Origin of the sequence: Bacteroides sp. 51 (assembly GCF_010500965.1) — a bacterium.
GTDB lineage: Bacteria > Bacteroidota > Bacteroidia > Bacteroidales > Bacteroidaceae > Bacteroides.
Genome location: NZ_QVMI01000001.1, coordinates 397,358 through 415,575, shown reverse-complemented (window position 1 = coordinate 415,575; position 18,218 = coordinate 397,358). Strand labels below are relative to the sequence as shown.

At 43.0% G+C, this 18,218-nt stretch carries 11 protein-coding genes; 3 read left to right on the top strand and 8 right to left on the bottom strand.

Features of this window, described 5'->3' with window-relative positions; translation table 11 throughout:
- The 3 genes from coaD to D0T87_RS01420 all read left to right on the top strand — a co-directional run bounded on the left by coaD (window position 1) and on the right by D0T87_RS01420 (window position 3,157).
- A complete protein-coding gene (gene coaD, locus D0T87_RS01430; RefSeq protein WP_163172092.1) occupies window positions 1–453 on the top strand; it encodes a pantetheine-phosphate adenylyltransferase in 453 nt (150 codons plus the stop codon).
- A gap of 26 nt (window positions 454–479) precedes the next feature.
- A complete protein-coding gene (locus D0T87_RS01425; RefSeq protein ID WP_163172090.1) occupies window positions 480–2,111 on the top strand; it encodes a S41 family peptidase in 1,632 nt (543 codons plus the stop codon).
- A 173-nt stretch (window positions 2,112–2,284) separates the two neighbouring features.
- A complete protein-coding gene (locus D0T87_RS01420; RefSeq protein ID WP_163172088.1) occupies window positions 2,285–3,157 on the top strand; it encodes a helix-turn-helix transcriptional regulator in 873 nt (290 codons plus the stop codon).
- A 445-nt stretch (window positions 3,158–3,602) separates the two neighbouring features.
- Here the strand turns inward: D0T87_RS01420 and D0T87_RS01415 are convergent, their stop codons facing one another.
- The 8 genes from D0T87_RS01415 to D0T87_RS01380 all read right to left on the bottom strand — a co-directional run bounded on the left by D0T87_RS01415 (window position 3,603) and on the right by D0T87_RS01380 (window position 17,692).
- Window positions 3,603–5,990 (bottom strand): hypothetical protein, encoded by a 2,388-nt coding sequence (locus D0T87_RS01415; protein WP_163172086.1) that lies wholly within the window; start codon window positions 5,988–5,990, stop codon window positions 3,603–3,605.
- Window positions 5,991–5,996: 6 nt separating this feature from the next.
- Window positions 5,997–8,426: a DUF4906 domain-containing protein gene (locus D0T87_RS01410; RefSeq protein WP_163172084.1), complete on the bottom strand. Its 2,430-nt coding sequence runs from the start codon at window positions 8,424–8,426 to the stop codon at window positions 5,997–5,999.
- Window positions 8,427–8,443: 17 nt separating this feature from the next.
- Window positions 8,444–10,768, bottom strand: coding sequence for a hypothetical protein (locus D0T87_RS01405; RefSeq protein WP_163172082.1), 2,325 nt, complete (start codon window positions 10,766–10,768; stop codon window positions 8,444–8,446).
- Window positions 10,769–10,814: 46 nt separating this feature from the next.
- Window positions 10,815–12,089, bottom strand: a complete 1,275-nt coding sequence (locus D0T87_RS01400) for a hypothetical protein (RefSeq protein ID WP_163172080.1) — start codon at window positions 12,087–12,089, stop codon at window positions 10,815–10,817.
- Window positions 12,090–12,106: 17 nt separating this feature from the next.
- Window positions 12,107–13,576 carry a hypothetical protein gene (locus D0T87_RS01395; RefSeq protein ID WP_163172078.1) on the bottom strand — a complete coding sequence of 490 codons (1,470 nt, stop codon included), beginning with the start codon at window positions 13,574–13,576 and terminating at the stop codon, window positions 12,107–12,109.
- A 26-nt stretch (window positions 13,577–13,602) separates the two neighbouring features.
- Window positions 13,603–14,769 (bottom strand): hypothetical protein, encoded by a 1,167-nt coding sequence (locus D0T87_RS01390; RefSeq protein ID WP_163172077.1) that lies wholly within the window; start codon window positions 14,767–14,769, stop codon window positions 13,603–13,605.
- A 30-nt stretch (window positions 14,770–14,799) separates the two neighbouring features.
- Window positions 14,800–15,831, bottom strand: a complete 1,032-nt coding sequence (locus D0T87_RS01385; protein WP_163172075.1) for a FimB/Mfa2 family fimbrial subunit — start codon at window positions 15,829–15,831, stop codon at window positions 14,800–14,802.
- A 115-nt stretch (window positions 15,832–15,946) separates the two neighbouring features.
- On the bottom strand, window positions 15,947–17,692 hold the full coding sequence (locus tag D0T87_RS01380; RefSeq protein WP_163172073.1) for an Mfa1 family fimbria major subunit: 1,746 nt from the start codon (window positions 17,690–17,692) through the stop codon (window positions 15,947–15,949).
- Between the last annotated feature and the right edge of the window lie 526 nt (window positions 17,693–18,218).

The following is an 18,218-nucleotide window of genomic DNA, read 5'->3' as shown; positions in this document are numbered from 1 at the left end:
ATGAGAAGAGCTATATTCCCGGGGACCTTTGATCCCTTTACCATAGGGCACTATTCGGTAGTGCGAAGAGCTTTGTCCTTTATGGACGAGGTGGTGATAGGTATTGGTATCAACGAAAATAAAAACACCTACTTCCCGGTCGAGAAACGACTGGAGATGATTGAGGATTTCTATAAAGAGGAACCGAGAATAAAGGTAATGGCATACGACTGTTTGACGATAGACTTTGCAAAACAAGTAGATGCAGCGTTTATTGTGAGAGGGATACGGACCGTAAAAGACTTCGAGTACGAAGAAACCATTGCCGATATCAACCGCAAACTGGCAGGGATCGAAACCATATTGCTGTTTACCGAGCCTGAACTAAGTTGCATCAGTTCGACCATTGTGCGCGAATTATTAAGCTATAACAAAGATATCAGCCAGTTTATCCCCGAAGGCATGACTATTTGATTTTCTGTGTTCCAATCTATAATTGTATGAAGTACATTACTAAATTGCTTTTTGCGGGTATTCTTGTTTCCTTGGCTGCAACCATTCAGGCACAAACCCCTGCATCACGTAAACTGCAAATGGCAGAGTTTGCCATCACTAATCTGTATGTGGATCAGGTGGACGAGGATAAGCTTGTTGAAGGAGCTATCATCAATATGTTGACGCAACTGGACCCTCACTCTGTTTATTCGGATGCCGAAGAGGTAAAGAAGATGAATGAGCCGCTGGTTGGCAATTTTGAGGGAATCGGTGTGCAGTTCAACATGATCGAGGACACCCTGTTTGTGATACAACCCGTAAGCAATGGTCCATCCGAAAAAGTCGGTATTCTAGCAGGCGACCGCATTGTGGCTGTAAATGATACCGCTATTGCCGGTGTGAAAATGAGTACAGAAGAGATCATGAGTCGTTTGCGGGGTCCGAAAGACTCGAAAGTAAACCTGAGCATCGTAAGGCGTGGCGTTGTCGATCCGATTGTTTTTACGGTGAAGAGAGATAAAATACCCATTTACAGCTTAGATGCTTCGTACATCATACAACCCAAGACGGGATATATTCGTGTCAACCGCTTCGGGGCAACAACAGCCGAGGAGTTTAAGAAATCATTGTCCGATCTGCAAAAGAAAGGAATGAAAGACCTGATCCTCGACCTGCAAGGCAATGGAGGAGGTTACCTGAATGCAGCCATTGATATGGCAAATGAATTCCTTGGTCCCAAAGAATTGATTGTATATACAGAAGGAAGAAACTCGCAACGCAGTGAGTTCTTTGCAAAAGGCAATGGTGCGTTCCGTAAAGGGCGCGTAGTTGTGCTGGTTGATGAATACTCGGCCTCGGCCAGCGAAATCGTGAGTGGTGCTATACAAGACTGGGACAGAGGCGTTATCGTAGGGCGCCGTACCTTCGGGAAAGGTTTGGTGCAACGACCAATCGACCTGCCCGACGGCTCCATGATACGGCTTACCGTGGCCCGTTATTATACCCCGGCGGGAAGAAGCATCCAGAAACCATATAACTCCGGCCTGACGGCAGGTTCGCCCAGAGCGGGTGCAGGTGCAAGTGGCGCGGTTAATATTGACGAATATAACCACGATTTAATCAATCGCTATAACCGGGGAGAGATGATCAGCGCCGATAGTATTCATTTTCCCGATTCATTGATCTGCAAAACCAAACAGTTGGGACGGACGGTATACGGCGGAGGAGGAATTATGCCTGACAATTTTGTCCCCATTGATACCACCCTGTATACCGACTATCACCGCCAGCTGGCAGCAAAAGGCGTTATACTTAAAACCACCATGCGGTACGTCGAAAAGAATCGGGAAAAACTACTCCGCGAGTATAAGCAGTTCGAACGCTATAATGCCAACTTTGAGGTTGGAGAGGATTTACTTGGTAGCCTGCTACAGATAGCCGGTGATGAGAAGATAGAGTTTAATGAAGAGCAATACACGCGTGCCCTTAAGCTGGTAAAGCCTCAACTGAAGGCCTTGATCGCCCGCGACCTATGGGATATGACCGAATACTTCCAGGTAATAAATACGACCAATGAAAGCGTAGTGCGTGCGTTAGAGATTCTGAACTCCGAAGAGTACGGTCAGATATTAAAATAGTTGTATATTCTGCTATTTTTGACACAAACTGAAAGCAAAGGGGACTACTTCTTTGTAGATAATAACCATTCTATGCTCATTTTGATGTAAATATTGAATAAAGATGCATCAAATGTAGGTGTGATAATCAAAAAAACTCCTATCTTTGCAAGACAAACTACAATTTTCTTATAATGACCAAGGATGATCGTTGCAAAAGATTAACAGATTGTTCACAATGTAGTAAAGCATCAGAGGGTGTTCTGATTCATCACAAAATACAGAAAGGGTACCATTCTCCTTCTGATAAATGCACGCAAAACTGCATGATATTCATGCTTAAAGGTGAACTACTAATAAACAGTGAAGAGTATCCCGGTACGACGTTACGTAACGGGCAATTTGTTCTACAAGCTATTGGTTCCAAACTGGAACTTCTGGCTCTTACTAATGTCGAATATCTGGTGTACTGGTTTAATGAACTGCCCCAGATATGTGAACCCCGTTATAATAAAATACTTGAGGTTTCGGAAGCACCGCTGACTTATACTCCTCTTGTAACTATTCCCCGATTGAGTAATTACTTGAATGATATGTGTGATTACTTGAAAGAGCAAATACCATGTGGACAGTTTATAGAACTTAAATGCCAGGAACTTGTATATATCCTGACTTGCTATTATCCTTTGCCACAGCTTAGTATCTTCTTCTACCCAATCAGCCGGTACACAGAAAGCTTCCATTACTTTGTCATGCAGAACTATGACAGGGTGAAGAATGTGGAAGAATTTGCACATCTAGGCGGATATACCACCACTACGTTCCGCCGTTTGTTCAAGAATATGTATGGGGAGCCTGTATATGAATGGATCTTGAATAAGAAACGCGATGGTATTCTGAATGATCTACAACATACGAAACAAAAGATTACAGAAATCAGCCAACGTTACGGGTTCGATTCACTGTCGCATTTTGCACACTTCTGTAAAGCCTCTTTTGGCGATTCGCCACGTGCGTTGCGTACCAAGGCCGCCAAGGGGGAAGTCATTCAATATAATAGGGAATAAATATCCCCATCGGCTAAGTTGCTTATATCTGTTGGCATACTGTTTATGCCTTCTGCCATAAGAGAAACTGTACAGAGAAACCACCGTAAACCACATACGCAAGTGGATCAACTTTAAATAGACCCGGGTCTTTCGGTCTGATACACCCGGGTGTATGAATACAAAAGACCCGGGTCTATTGGTATGGAAGATCCGGGTCTTTTGAAGGCTATGACACTTCCTGTTGAAAAGGAAGGTGGTTCTATGGTTGGCATTCAATGGTTTAATTCAGAAAGGAGAGCATAGTCGCACTGTGCATCATTCATCATTTCGTGTGACTTGTGATATTAGGATGTCACTTCTGCGCAATACCTTACTCTCGGAAATCGCCTATTCATCGTCCTTCCGGGGTAGGGCGTGTCAGATATGACACTTTTTGCCGGAAAAACGCTATGTATGTTTAATCCTATGGCGTAACTTCACTTACGCAAAAGTAGGATGGATTTGTGCTTTGGGTTTTATTTCTTGATGAGTTATTCCCAGGCCATGCCCGATACCTGAGTTCTACAAAATAAGCATCATGTAGACCGTTTTCTTCATTAGTCCATTTACGGTGGTGGGTATTGGTTCCAGAACTATAGAATGTTCTCTTAGCATCCCAGCAGATGATTGGTGCATTATAACCCCAATTGGTTACTGTATACCAAAAGTTTATCAACTCATCACTTACTCTGTTTTCGGGGAGTGACATTTCGTCATTTTGATTGGTCCATCCTGCTGTACCACCACTCATTCCTAGAATAATACTTCTGATTTCGTCGCCACTGGGCAGCCGCCACTCTCTACCAGTCAAACCATCGCAAGCAGCTTTTGCTCTGTCCCAGTCATAAGTCCAAGGTGTGCTGCTAAAGTACTTATTTTTTCCTTGTTGAGGATGAGTTGGCGAGACGTATAGATTGCCTACCTTTAAAAGTCCAAATACTTTAATCGTAAGCTTTTGTTCCCATTCTGGATCGTCTATGGCGTAAATCAGAATTTCGACTTCATCTTTCCCTGCTTCTATATCCTGATCCCATTTATTTGCCAAATCAAAGAAGAATAACCTCTCCTTGTTATTTGTTTGAGTTGAGGCGTAAGATGTCTGATATACATGGTCATAATTCGCATTGACTACATAAGGAGTTCTTAGCCATTTCATGTTTTTGCCGGGATCAGACACTATTTCTGCTGCCCAATCTATTGCTTTTCCAGCTCCATCTCTTGCCACTTTCACCGGGTCATTGCTGGTATCATTTGTACATTCTCCTAAAGAAATAGCTGTACCTTTGCTAGTGATCCCGGTTTCTGTATCACCTCTTGCGACCGCCCAATATTTGCTGACAGGTGGATTAAAGGCAATCAAGTCTTTCTGTCCATTCTTACCTTGTGCTATAGGAATTTCGGCCTTAAGTCCTTTTACGTCTATTTTCATAGTAGCTCCACGAGAGGCGGCGTTGGTGCCACTGTTTTTCTGCATGGAAACCTCAAATTCATTCAGTCCTCTGTTTATGTTGGCAATAGGAGCTCCATCTTTTCTGGCTATAGTTAACCATGCTCCGCCTCCTGCAATCTCAAGTTTACCTGCTTCGTTGGCTAGAATCTTTAAGGGAATCTTGCTCACTGCTTCAAAGTTCCGATATATGGCTTTCCGATCTGATTTGACATAATATTTACCATTATAGAAGATGTTATGGTACATATCATCTTCGCATACCAGGTCCACAATCAGATTAGTGCCCGGTCCCCCGATGGTAGTATGTGCTTTTTCAAATGAATCAAAACCAAGATCTTTCACTGCTGTAATATTTAGAGTATACTTGTGGTTACGAAGTACAGGAAGGAATTCATAATCTTTTATAAACCCGTCGACGTTTTTAATAGAGTTGGCTATATCTATTCTGTAGAATGTAGGAGTGCCATTATACTTGGCTTCTATGATTAAATGAAAATGATCTTTGGCTGTGGTTTTGGACCCGGCTTTTTGCTCGGGTATATAGATTTGTGAAGTGATTCCATTTTTCATTTCGTCGGCTGTAAGGCTACCATCGCTACCTTTATATTCTAAATCGAAAAAATTCTCTCTATCGGCACGTAATGTAGGCAAACTGGGATTGTTTACTTTCAAATTACCGGTTTCTACATTTTTCGGATTGGGTATCAGTGCTATTTGGTTGTATACATTGCAAAGGGTGATTTGTTGAATCTCAAAGCCGGTTATGCCGTTGCCGGCATTTACAGGCACGTTTATAGCGGCTACATTACGAACCAAGGTTGCTGTATGAACTTTCTTATCGGCGGGGGCGGAAGCTGTTCTTCCCCACATGGGCAGCAGTTTGAATGCTCCATCTTTGGTCTGGTCCGGCCATTTGCCGGCATAGTCCATAACAAGCATGGCCTGAATCTCTTCATACGTCTGGCCTGGGTATGCTCCTGCATTATCCATTTTCTCTACCCACTCTTTAGCATTGGCAATAACCACCAGAAAAAAGTCATCATTTGTTATGATCTTCGGAAATTTAAATGTTTTCGCTGTTGCTGTGGGGTTTTTTACTACGGCCGGATAATGATTAATATACTCATTGCTCGATGCTCTGAATACAAAGACATAGACGTCACCTTCGTTTGTTCCCACGGTCCGCTCTTCTATGGTTGTCATGCGTGTTGAAGCTTGGGGCAGATCCGCATCCGGAATAATCACGGTAATTTCGGATAATTCGTCTTCCGGATCGGGAATTGTATTCAACACATTGCTTTCGCAAGCTGTTGTCAATAGTAGTGTTAATCCTAGAATAAATGTATATATCTTATTCATCATATTCATTTAATTAGTAGATTTACTGATGCAAAAGTATTCACGACCTGTGCTCTTATTTCGGTTTGTATCCCAGAATATTCCCATTTTATGTTCCTCGCCGTAGTCATATTGCTTTACTGTGGATATTTTTGTATTCTCCGGATATAAATAAATACCGGCAGATCTTGTAAAGTGGCCGATGCTTACTGCCTGATAGAAGATAGAACCATTGGGGTTTCCTCTTTCTCGTTCGGCTGCCCAATCGACTTGGTCAAGATACCATTCGCCTCCCCACCGGGCAATGGTGTGCCAGAAGTTCATGATTTTATCGTCAAACTCTTCGCGCGTTTCACCATCTTCCAGATCAAGGAATATTTTATTCAATTCGCCTGGAGTAGGCAATCGCCATGGTTCTCCGTCTGGACCTAGGCCCAATGCGGGGCAGCCGGTTGGTGCCTCTCCGTATATCCCCCTGGGTCTGCCGACAAAAAAACCAGAGGGATCATAGTCAAAGTCATATTGATTATTGGCATGATACCAGTTGTGGTCTTCGAACACACCATGAATATCATGATTGAAGTGCGTTGCATCGGGTTGAGCGATGCTGATGTAAAATCCATGCCGTTTCAGTAAACCGAAAAACTGCATCGGGAAGTCGGTGTATAAGGCTGGGTCAAGCGTAGACTGAAACCTTACGAGTGCTGTCACATCGGTGCTTTCGTATGGGTATTGCTTGTCCGGATTGGTTTCGTTCCAACCATTGACAAGGCGGATGAAAAATGTAGTTTTCTGTTTCTCTACCATACTACTGAGCGTACGTATTTCTTTTACAACATAGTGATCATCTTCCAGGAGTTTAGATCGCCAGGGGGTGGCGGGTTGAATAACTACCCCTTTACCCTGTAGATGGTTTACAAGCCAGTATTTTTTTTGTTTGGGGTGCATACAGTCCTTGATAAACGGCTGGTTGTACTGCACTACTTTAATGGTGTGGTTCAATCTATCATCTAATGTGTGGACATTGATGTTGGCAGTCCGGGATACTACATCATTGGCTGCAAGATGAAAGGCACTGGCCAGCTCAATTTTTATACCACCTAGTTCGCTATCCCCCTCTTTTTGGGCATCAAGAATCCAATCGGGTTGTGGTGTTGGTAAACCATCGTCATCTACAAACTCGAAAGCCCAATCCTGAGGCGCGTCGAATTCATCAATACATTGTACTTTCAGATACGTTTTAGGTGTTGCATCTGTATTGGTATGTTCATCGGCAATGGTTATGGTTTGTTTGCATGAATCGCGGTGGAATTCCAATCGGCTAACGCCCAACATTACTCCGTTTACCGAAGCAATATGCAGGATATCGCCTTTGTCACAAACTATTGTATAACTTATGTCTTCCTCATAGTAAGGTTCCTTTTGACGGGCATCATTCAGGTTTAAGGCACCCGGCATTGTTGGGGGCTGTACATAGATGTGGTAGGCATTATTTCGTATCACATCCAAATAGCCATCTGCTTTGTTTGTTGAATTTAAATCAATCCGGTAGTAACAAGTGGTTTTCGCTCCGCCTCTGTAGGTGTATGTGCCTTCCAGAATGAATTGCAGATTATTCATCCAATCGCTCGGGTCTGATTTATTATACGCCACACCCTTTTCTTGTTCGGGAAGATACATCCGAAGGGAGTTGCCTGTTTTGGAGTAGAGGTATGTGTCGAGAATATCTTCCGTATCGTTATTTACTATAGTTGGTTTTTCTGCCTTGTTATCATCTGGTACGGAATATAGGTTATTTATGTCGGGCATGATATAGAAATGCCGTGCAGCATTGTACACATGTATCTTTTCTATAGCAAATGTTGTGTTGGTGTTAGAATAGTGGAATTCTACTTTGGCCAGGGCGCGCATCAGGGGTATAGAAAGTGTTGGTATCTTTGTTCCAACAAATACGATCGATTTCCCCCACATGGGTATCCCTTGCCAGTCCTCGCCCTTTTCTTCCGGGCGTTTCCAATCGGACTGTGCATCTATCTTGAATCTGAGTCTTATGTCATCGTATGTCTCTGATATACTAAGCGGATCAATGAACGTATCATAATCTACATTAGCCACTATCGTGACGTAGACCTCTTGTGTGTAGGAGAACTCTTCCATTTTAAAGTAAAACCTCCCTGTTGTTGAACCAGGTATGAAACTGAGTGTATCAATTTCTTGAATCTCCAAAAGTTTATCGTCGCCGGCGTTAAATACCAATGCGTACATAGAGGATATTCTTCTTTCGTCTGCATCTTCGAGTGCTGCCCGGGTAGCCGGTAACTGATGGTTGGGTAGCATCACTTCTACCGTAAAATACCCTTCGGTGGGGAGAATAGATGCAATGTTTACTTCGTCCTGACAGGAGGTTATTCCTACCAGCAGAACAATACATATCATTAGTGAAATAACTTTTCTTCTCATCTTTTTAAACGGCTTGGTTAATACGCCTTTTTGATTTTCACATAAACAGGATTAAACTCTTGTCTGTTTTGAGGAGTTGATGGTGAAATCCGGATGGTAGCTGTGGCGTCTCTATGCACATTCTTATTTATCCACAGTACGACTTCGCCGCTACCTGTTCCTCTGGCATTGCGTATTCCACCCAATAATTCTCCTCTATCTTCTTCGGCCTCGATCTCCCATGCACATCCTTTGCGTGCAGTATTGAGCTTTAATTTGTACATTTCTACACCTGCCGGTATGGTGAGTGTATACTCTTTTGCTCCCAGTACCAGTTCGTTTGTATTGGAGTAGTCCTCATCGGGCTCAAGAGTCACACCAGTTACGTCATACTGAATGATGTTGATCTTTTTAATTACAGGTCCCAACTGGAGTTCCATTTTTCCTTTGCGTTCTTTTATGGAGCTACTATAATAATTTGTATTCTTGAATGGAGTGCCGTAACCGGAAGCGTCTTCGAGTTTTGATTTCAGCTCAAATTTGAAAGGAACTGACTCTCCATTGGCTTCTACGGGTCCGGTTTTGGGAGTTATCCATGAACCTTCGGACGCTGTTATAACCCAAGTGAGCCCTATTCTTGCCAGCCCGGTTACGTTTAGCATTAATTCGGATCTGGCTTGGGCTCCATCGTAATAGGCCGTATCTCTTTCCAGCTCCAGACGAACTCCATTCTCACCTCCTCCTGTGAATTCCAGGTCTTCCCAGTCGGTAATGATTCCCGAATTGTACCAGCCCCCATCTCTACCTGTCTGTTCCAGGTGTACATATTTATAGATGTTTCCAGCATTGAACACATAAGAGGCGAAACGTGAACCTTTTTCATCACTATCATAAGGCTGAAAGATGATTCTTGTATTCGTATTACCCGGATATCCGGTATATAATGCATATCTGAATGGAAGGTAAGGTGTGGTGGAACCCGTTTTGGGACTGGTATGGGTAACATGTTCGGCAACTGGAGCCCAAACCGAAGCATCCTCTCCCAGTCCAAACTTAAATCCGTTGGTGTGGCTGGTGCTTGCCCAGAACTGAATAGGGTCTTTATGATCCCAGGGATACTTTATATAGGTTTTACTAACCCATAGATTGTAGCTACCTTCATAATCTATCCCTATGTCTACCTGTTCCCAGTTACGTACGGTGGCATTGATCGTTGTCCGGCCCTCGTATCCTTCATCGGGGGTGAGTTCACCATCGCCTGTTATACTATTTATTTCAATGTCGTAACAATGGTTTCTCATAATCGGCCCCATGCTGTTTGCTATTGCATTGCCCGTTTGACTATTAAATCTTGGGATATCTATCCGGTAATAAGTTGGATCTCCACCGTCTTTGCTGAGTCCTACCACAATGGCAGCTACTTTCAGGCGGTCGGTGCCTAGAGCGTTGGCATTTTCGGATTCGAAGGTGTATATCCGGCCTGTGACTCTATTAATTCCATTGTAGTCTTCGGTTTTATATACCTCCGACCGGTAATGAAGTATGTTGTTACCAGGAACCCATGATTGAGTAATATAATGATTGTTATAATAATCACCCATAAATCTTTGCTGATAGGTCAGATATCCTTTCGACTTGCGTTGATACAGATAGGCTTCTACCAGTCTTACATTTCCCGGCTCGTCACTATTATCCTCTATTCCGCCATCTGCTTCCCGAACGTCTATACGCCCCAACATACGTGTTAAGAGAAATGGGTGGTCTTTGTCGTTGAGTTCTTTGCTTGCCAGAGGTATTTTATAGAAACCATCTGTCATTCCATACATAGGAATAGCCTTCTTGTCGGCGGTGGTTCTGCTGGGAAACCAAATTGTAGGATTCACTATTTCCAGCAGTGAGAGCAAGGCATCCTCCGAACCACCAGCTACATTGCTCAAATCCCATGTTTGCCCTTGTAATATGGAATAGGTGCCATGATAAACTCTGGAGTTGATCAGAAACATGAAACGTTGGTCATAAACACTTTGCTTGAGTGCAGCCGTGCATTTTATAACACCGTTTGCCAGGACTTCTGTTTCGGCCATTGCGCTGTATGCGAATTTCCAGGTATTGCCACTCTCAACCCGGGTAAAAGCAATCAAATCTACAGTTTCTATTACTGCATCAGTAACTGGCACGACAACGCGGGTACTTGGATCTTGTGTAGGGTCTCCCGGTGATTCCTGTATATTCAACACGAATTGAATATGTTCGGTTCCTTCGTCAGGATCGGGGATGACAGGTGGTATCTCATCATTGTCCTTGCACCCCATCCAAAGCAGAGAGATGAACAGAATAATAATCAGATTATATAAATGCTTCATAACTTCTATAATTAAAATTCAAATAGCCAGTTGGCATACTTTAAACCTATTCCAGGTCATTTACCGGAATTTCGCGGTCATTCCAATTTTGTACTTCTACATATGTATCGATGAGTTGCGTTCTCGATGCTCCTTTGATGTTTAGGGTGTAATGGTAGTTTCTTAAAATATCACCTAGTCGATCGTTGAATAGAACAAGGGAGTTCATATTCCACGCTACTTTGGGGATGGCAAGAAAGTATGTAGCCGGATCGGCAGGGTCACCATCGTAAAAAGTCTCCAAACGAATGTGGGTATAGGTTCGCTTGGCAGGATCGATGCAATCTCTTACAAACTTATTATCCAGGTATATGACTTCTTTTCCGGAGCCGGCTTCTTCTACGCTATTTCTGGATTCGAAGGCATAGAACGTGATTTCTTGCCCTATTACCTTGGGGTCCGTTTCATCTTCATCGTCAACTTCTACAAACTCAAGTTCACGTTCTGCCTTACCAGAATAACCAGGTCCAACCCAAGTGGTGGGTATGGTTGGGTATCCGGGATTCTGAGTTGAATTGAGTGTATAATAGTCGGTACAGGCATAAGAGTTTTTGTAATCGTTGACCAAGTAAGCTTTGTCAATGTAAATCTTCTTCTTGTCTACATCACTGACGTCAAAACTATTATTAATAGTGAATTTAGCCACCATGCGTATCACCGAAATAGTACCCAACTGCTTGGCTTTTCTATCGTTTAGTTCCCTGTTTTCGAGCAAGGCATACATTGGGAAACCGGTAGGATCACGATCCTCTTCGGGAGTGGTGGGTTCATCAATCAGGAAAAACTCCTTGGGTGTCCAATATGTTTTGGGATTGGTGGCGGGGGTCTTTTCCAGACTGTAAATCAGAGTTTTCTGTACATCTGCCATTGACATTCCCGTCCAACTGTTTTTCAGGTCTTGAATGGTCTTGGTGGCATTGGTCATAATAATCACATTCCACACCACGCCATCGTCATAGTATGGTGGAAGGAATGAGGTTTTATAGAGTGACCCGACTTTCTCGAATTTTAGATTATATTCTCCTCCATCAAATGTATATTCGTAATTACCGGCATTTCCCGACCGCTTGAAGAAGATGACATCAATAGAGGTAATGGCTTCTTCACTCACTGCTCGTGTAGTCACTGCATCGGAAGCTACTAACGAAAGGTGAACGGCTGCCTCATTCTGCACCTCCTCCTCGGTCGGCTTTTCTTCCAAGTCGATCTCAGTTTCGGAGCATGAGGTAAGTAAACAAGCTGTCCAAATGAGAACTATGATATATTGCCAAATTAACTTCATGTGTGGTTGTACTTATTTTAATCAGGAACAGGAATTGGGTCTACGGTTACCGTTACATCGGTCCAGGGCCGTACGGATAGCGACATATAAAGTCCCAAGTCCGTTACCCCATCAATAGTGAAATCGTAATGATGGTTGCGTAGTACACTACCAGTTAAGTCAAAGTTGGCAACAGGGATGGCTGCTTTACCTAAATAAGGGAAAGGGATAAGGTATGTCTTTAATTCACTCAGATCGGTTTCGTCTACGTCATCCGTATCCGGGTCGTCCAACCCTTTGCCATCACGAAAGCCTCTAAGCACGATGTGGCAATGATCTGTACGTTTAAAAGCAGGATAAGTACTCAGATCGTTCGGGTCTGTTGGAGCCTCTGTTTCTACTTCGTATAAATAGAAAGGTGTAAAGACTTGCTGGTCATATGTTGGCGACTGGTCGTCTGTATCTACTGCTGCTATAGATATCTTATTTCCGTCAGCTACTGCAGAAGTGTTGCTGGCTGCTTCCGAACCTTTATTGCGTGTGCCGTCTGTAGTTGGTACACTGGATGCAATGACTCTACCTATTTTATTATTGCTGGCATCAGTTCCTGTTACAATAGCTGCACTATGATAAATATATCCCAGACTATTGCCATGTTCGATGTAAGCATCGTAGATTTGGAATGTTTTTAGTTCTTTCCCTTTTGGAAGTTTGGTTTTATCTGTTACATTTTTATTCGTAATGCTTACTTTGGCTACCGAACGCATGAGTTGAAATGATCTATCTGCAATATCGGGAAAACCTGCTGAGTTGTTATAATTACGGTCGTCAATGTATGTATTGGCAGTATACTTGGTTTTAATTGTTACCGGTTCGGAACATACGTACATCGGTATGTAGTTACCTGTTTCACCAGTTCCTGTTCCGGTTTTGCCTCCTTTATAAATAGCGCCGGAAGCTGCTGTTCCAAAGGTTAATTTCTTCAATATCGTTTCCATTTCATAGATATCGTGTTTGCTATTCACGTAAGATGGCACTGTTCCTATGTCATCTTTATCATCATCGACAACAGCAATGGGGTAGGTTAAACTACCCAGTGCAGCAGTAATATCGGAAGGAGTTAGGTTAGCAACAACTACCACTTTCATGTTTTCATATTCTTCTGCTTCAGCGTTGCCGGGACCGCCCATCCAGGTTGTAAACGGACGGGATAATCGGTGGTTGCCTTCTCCGTTATTTACCGATGGGTCTGCTTCCAGGTCTTCTCTATCCATCAGGTAGTATTTGTCGTTATCTAACTTTCTGAAATAGAGTACGGTGAACTTGTTGAATTTCGACTCGGTGGTTACGTTTACTGCCCGTGTAGAGCTGTTATTGCCGAATGCGCCGATAGAGATGTAAAGTCCTGCTTGTTCTTCGGCCTGCTCAACTTTGTCATCCTGTTGGCAACTGCCAAGGAGGAGTCCTCCTAATATGAATGCAAATATGTAAGTAAGTAAATGTTTCATAAGATATGTTGTTTTATTAATAATCATCAATCGGGTACGTGTATGGGTGGAATGGTTCCGTCGGATTTTGCCTCTGTCCATCCGCGTACGGAGATGGATATATACAGGCTATAGTCTCTGATGTTTCCTTCGAACGTTAGCCGGGTGTTCCGCGGAAGCGTATAATCGTTCTTCGGTGGTAGGTCACTACCCTCTGTTGGAGGTACAGGTGTGGTACGTGGGGTGTTAATACCCAATGGAACGTCGTCCATATTTTTGGTTTTTAATCTTAATCGAAGGGATATGGCATTCGCTGCCTTCGTTGGATTCAAAAAGACGGCGGAAGGCATAATGACGCGTGTTTTGGTCCATATATAACTCTCATCTTCGAGCTTGGTCCAAAGAGAGTCTCCCAGGATTTCGGTGTAGGTATATGGAGCCGAATTGGTATTCCCTGTCGGAACTTCTGCATTGCAGATTGGATTTCCAAACTTACTTGTTTCTTCATAGGTGGGCAGTAAAGGCACTTCTTCGGGTATGTTGATGAAGGTAATTCCATCTACCTCATCTTTGATTTCTTCTTTTAGTGTTTTCAGGACAACATCTACGCGTACGCCCAGACGCACGATGCTTACGGGCATGGGTTTGTAATCAGCGTCGTCTTTATTGTATGTCTTGTAAGTGGCGGGGTCATTATCGTCGTAGTGGTCTATCCAATGCATAGGACCTAGTACTTCTATGTTCCTTTTTATACCTGCCATAGGGATGTGCTTGTTGGCATCGAAAGCCCTGCGGTTGAACATGATGTTGTCTAAATCCTGCATGTAGTTCTTCATTACATTGCCGAAGTCCTGAAGTTGCTGGGATGCGTTGTTAGGATTCGGATTGTTCTGATCACTGATTTCGTTGGCAATGAAAACAAGATCGTAGATTCCCGGTTTTATTTTAATGCGGAAAATAGTATCTGTAGTGTAGCCATAATAGTAGTTGTGCTTGCACTCTTGGGTTGCCTTATCAAATACCAATATACGGAACACGGTATAGCTGCTATCGGTTACCGCTTCCGGTGTGTATCTGGTACCTCCGGTGGAAATAACAATTTCCTCCTCCTCTTCGCCTATGCCGGGTGTAACATTAGACGAATCTTTTGTGCAGGAAGTATGAACTCCAAGCAGCAATAGGGATGATAATATCAGATAATATAAACGTCTCATTGGTTTGATAGGGGTTAAGGGCTAAGTTAATTATAGCTCATGTTTCTGGTTAATGAGTACCCAGTCGTTGACTACGATTTCGGTGACAACAAACTGACGATCGAAATCGAAATAGAATACGATCTGATATTGATCGTATCGTTCTAATTGGAAATTGTTGTTGTATAGCGGGTTCTTCATTAACAGATCGTCTGTCAGTTTGTAACGGGCAATTACATCGACATAACCCGTGTAGTCGGTGTATGAGATGATGAGTTCGGCCTCATCACCTTCCCACAAACGTTGTGTGGTGAAGTTGTTGATTTGGCTGTAGTAGTACTTGTATCCATAAATGGGGTCAAGTTCGTACGTTGTTACTATAGGGTCTTGATATGGGTGGTATGTATAGCGAGGACTGTTTGGAACTGCGCGATTGACGAAGTTGGCGAGTCCGTTGGGGCTTACAATACGTATGTCTATCATTTTGGGATCTACCAATACGCGGTCGAACTTAGTAATTACCTCAATATGGTTGGTGTTTTTAGCAAAGTTGATCGTTTTCTCTTCCGGATAGTCTACGATGGTGAATACAACGTCTTGATTTTCATAATCAATATCGTATAGTCGGTCGTCGTAGCCATAGAATACGCCGGGTGTGTTTTCGGCAACGTTCAGGTGGTATTCTTTTCCAATGACTTCTACATTGCCTGTGCTTATACGCTCAGGGTAGTTAACGATGTAGTCGTCGTCTCCGGTGTTCATCCAACAGGACAAGCGATAGTTGCCCGGTTTGAAATGTTCGGTGAATGTGTAATTGGTTTTCTCCAGTTCGTCTTTTGTCAGATGGAACGTTTGATAGATTTGGCCCGACTCAGTGTAAAAGTACAGATCTATGAAGTCGATCACACTAGGTAGGGTGTTATTATGTTCGGGGTTTATGTTGTGTAGAAAACGGAGTGTTAAGGGATACTTTCCGTAAATGATACAATCCCGGTCTTTCTCTCCAAGGCAGCCCGTCATAAATGGAGCGAGCAATAGGAGGAATATCATTATTCTATGAGCAGTAATTCTTTTGTTCATCATTCTTATTGGAGATTTGACAATCCGAAAAGGAGAAAACCTTAATGATTAATTATTTAGGCAGATAAGTACCCGACCTGAGGCCGGGTACTTAAGGTTTTGCCTATTATGTAAGTGATTAGTCGCGGATACCGATTTCTTCACTTTGTTTTACCCATACCCAAGGTTTAACTTCGATCTGAACCTGGATGTATTGGCTTTCTTCCGGATCCAATGGATCTTCTGGTTCTGTTTCTTCACCAGGACCAGGGCCACCACCAGGAGCAGGATATCCTGAATCTGTGATGCCGGTTACAGTGATGTCATAATAGTGGTTACGTACAACGCTGTAAACGATGTTTTCGTTACCTTTTTGCTGGCTTGGATCATCTTGCAGGTAAGTATTACGTAAAGGAACCATGTAGTAGCAAATACCACCTTTGAATTCAATGATTTGATAACTAAGGTCATCGATAAGCTCTTGTTCTGTTCGTGGACGCATTGTTCCGGTACCGGTACCATCATCTACGGTGAAATAGTTAAGAATAGCATCTGGACTGGTCCAGAAGTTCTTATGCTCATTATTTACTGTAATGTTACCACTTCCATCTGTTTCGTTAGGTATTGATATCCACTCTCCGTCGCCTGTCACTGCATCAATTTGCCACCACACGCGGTAGTATGTACCATCGGCTGCCCAAGTTCCGGCATCTGCTTTTGCATCATTGTCTGGGGTAAATCTGGCTCTGATCTGTGCGATTGTAGTATTACCGTAAGTTGGGTAGTTGTTGGTATTTTCTACAGCGTAGAATGTAGATTTCAACAGGTTCTCTTGTGTGCCTTTTGATCCTAACAGAACGGGTTTGTAGTCGAATCCTTCATTAGGTCCGCCTACGGTTCCGTATTTAGTGGCTGCTGCTCCATTAGGTTTTGCAGGATCGCTAAGAGCTTGATCGTGCAATGCAGGCCAGTATAACTGAGGTGCTGCTGTGCCATCATAGAACATCCATTCGGGAGTCTGGAAGCGTTGCAAGGTTCCGAAGAATGGGAAGTAGTACATCTTAACGGGGTTGTTGGTCAATACATATTGCATATCGCTGATATGTCCTACCAATTTACCGTTGGTCTTTTTCTGGTATACAGCTACTGTGTTTTCGGGCGTCTTTACGTTCTGCATGTTTACAGAAACCTTAGCCATAGCACGACCAATGTAGATGCTTACGTTGTTGTTTGCAGGAAATCTGGGATCGTCCGGAGTAACCACTTCGCGCTCCACGTAATCAATTGTTTTGTACCAGTTTGGCGTTCCTTCATCAAGATTTACTCCGCTGGTCATCAGGAAGCCTGTTTTCTTGGTATTACCCATTTTGTCGATAGTAAGACCAGTGGCTGTTGCATCACCCGGATCCAGGAATGTAGTGAACTTAGCTTGGTTTACGTTTTCGATAATCTGTACCAAGTTGTCTAAGCTTGTTCCTAATGGCACATTTGTAGTTGAGCTGGGATTTAAGTTAGCCACAGCCAGGAAATACTTGTTTCCTACGTTGGTCTTAAATACTTTTTTAGCTTCGGTTGTTGTGTTACCCGCACTTATTTTTGCAGGATCTACCTCCATGTCTACGATTTGTTGCAACACTTTGTTTGAGTTGAAAACGTAAACTTTGGCATTGTAAATAATACTTTCCTCGTTGGTGGCGGGATATTCAGAAACGGCACGTGTTCCTGCTTGTGCGCCCAGGGTCTTCAGGGAGATGGTCATCGTCGTCTCCTCGGCCGTAACGTCGGGATCTGTCCCTTCGTTGTCATTTTTGTCACTACAGCTTGTAAGCCCTGCCATCAGTGCAGCGCAGGCGAACATGCTTACGTACTTGAAATTCATCTTCATTGTGTAAAATTGATTGGTTAATTAATAATGTTCAATTTGATAAAAGATTCTTTTGATGTTTATTATATATGGTTTATGCTTGTAAATTGCGTTTATCTGTATAAAGAGGGTGAATATCGTCTGGAAACAAGTACTTCTCTACAAATAATGGATTTGTAGAGTATGGTTGATCGTAAAATATTGTATATGGATCGTGTCAATAGAAACCTCATAAATTGCAATGCTAAAATTCCCACTCATATAGTTTAAGCTAATTGATCTTCTTTAATGGGTTCTGACTTTAGGATTTACCTTCCATCAGATGTATATGCAAAGGTAGAGGGTTGAGGTTTTCTGGGATTTACACTTCGGCGTACTTTTGTTTTTAATGGGCGCACTTCTGGGCTGTTTCTAGGTAAAACGGCTCTTTTTCCAGTAGAATGTTACCGGCATTTGAACGGAGAGCTACTGGCATTTGGTGCGAATGCTACTAGCATTCGTCATATGGCTGGTAGAAACAACAAGGGCGTACCATCGCGGTACGCCC

Excerpts from the sequence above, each read along its gene's own strand:
- D0T87_RS01420 (WP_163172088.1), top strand. The coding sequence starts at position 2,285 with ATGACCAAGGATGATCGTTGCAAAAGATTAACAGATTGTTCACAATGT.
- coaD (WP_163172092.1), top strand. The coding sequence starts at position 1 with ATGAGAAGAGCTATATTCCCGGGGACCTTTGATCCCTTTACCATAGGG.
- D0T87_RS01380 (WP_163172073.1), bottom strand. The coding sequence starts at position 17,692 with ATGAAGATGAATTTCAAGTACGTAAGCATGTTCGCCTGCGCTGCACTG.
- D0T87_RS01400 (WP_163172080.1), bottom strand. The coding sequence starts at position 12,089 with ATGAAGTTAATTTGGCAATATATCATAGTTCTCATTTGGACAGCTTGT.
- D0T87_RS01405 (WP_163172082.1), bottom strand. The coding sequence starts at position 10,768 with ATGAAGCATTTATATAATCTGATTATTATTCTGTTCATCTCTCTGCTT.
- D0T87_RS01415 (WP_163172086.1), bottom strand. The coding sequence starts at position 5,990 with ATGATGAATAAGATATATACATTTATTCTAGGATTAACACTACTATTG.
- D0T87_RS01385 (WP_163172075.1), bottom strand. The coding sequence starts at position 15,831 with ATGATGAACAAAAGAATTACTGCTCATAGAATAATGATATTCCTCCTA.
- D0T87_RS01410 (WP_163172084.1), bottom strand. The coding sequence starts at position 8,426 with ATGAGAAGAAAAGTTATTTCACTAATGATATGTATTGTTCTGCTGGTA.
- D0T87_RS01395 (WP_163172078.1), bottom strand. The coding sequence starts at position 13,576 with ATGAAACATTTACTTACTTACATATTTGCATTCATATTAGGAGGACTC.
- D0T87_RS01425 (WP_163172090.1), top strand. The coding sequence starts at position 480 with ATGAAGTACATTACTAAATTGCTTTTTGCGGGTATTCTTGTTTCCTTG.
- D0T87_RS01390 (WP_163172077.1), bottom strand. The coding sequence starts at position 14,769 with ATGAGACGTTTATATTATCTGATATTATCATCCCTATTGCTGCTTGGA.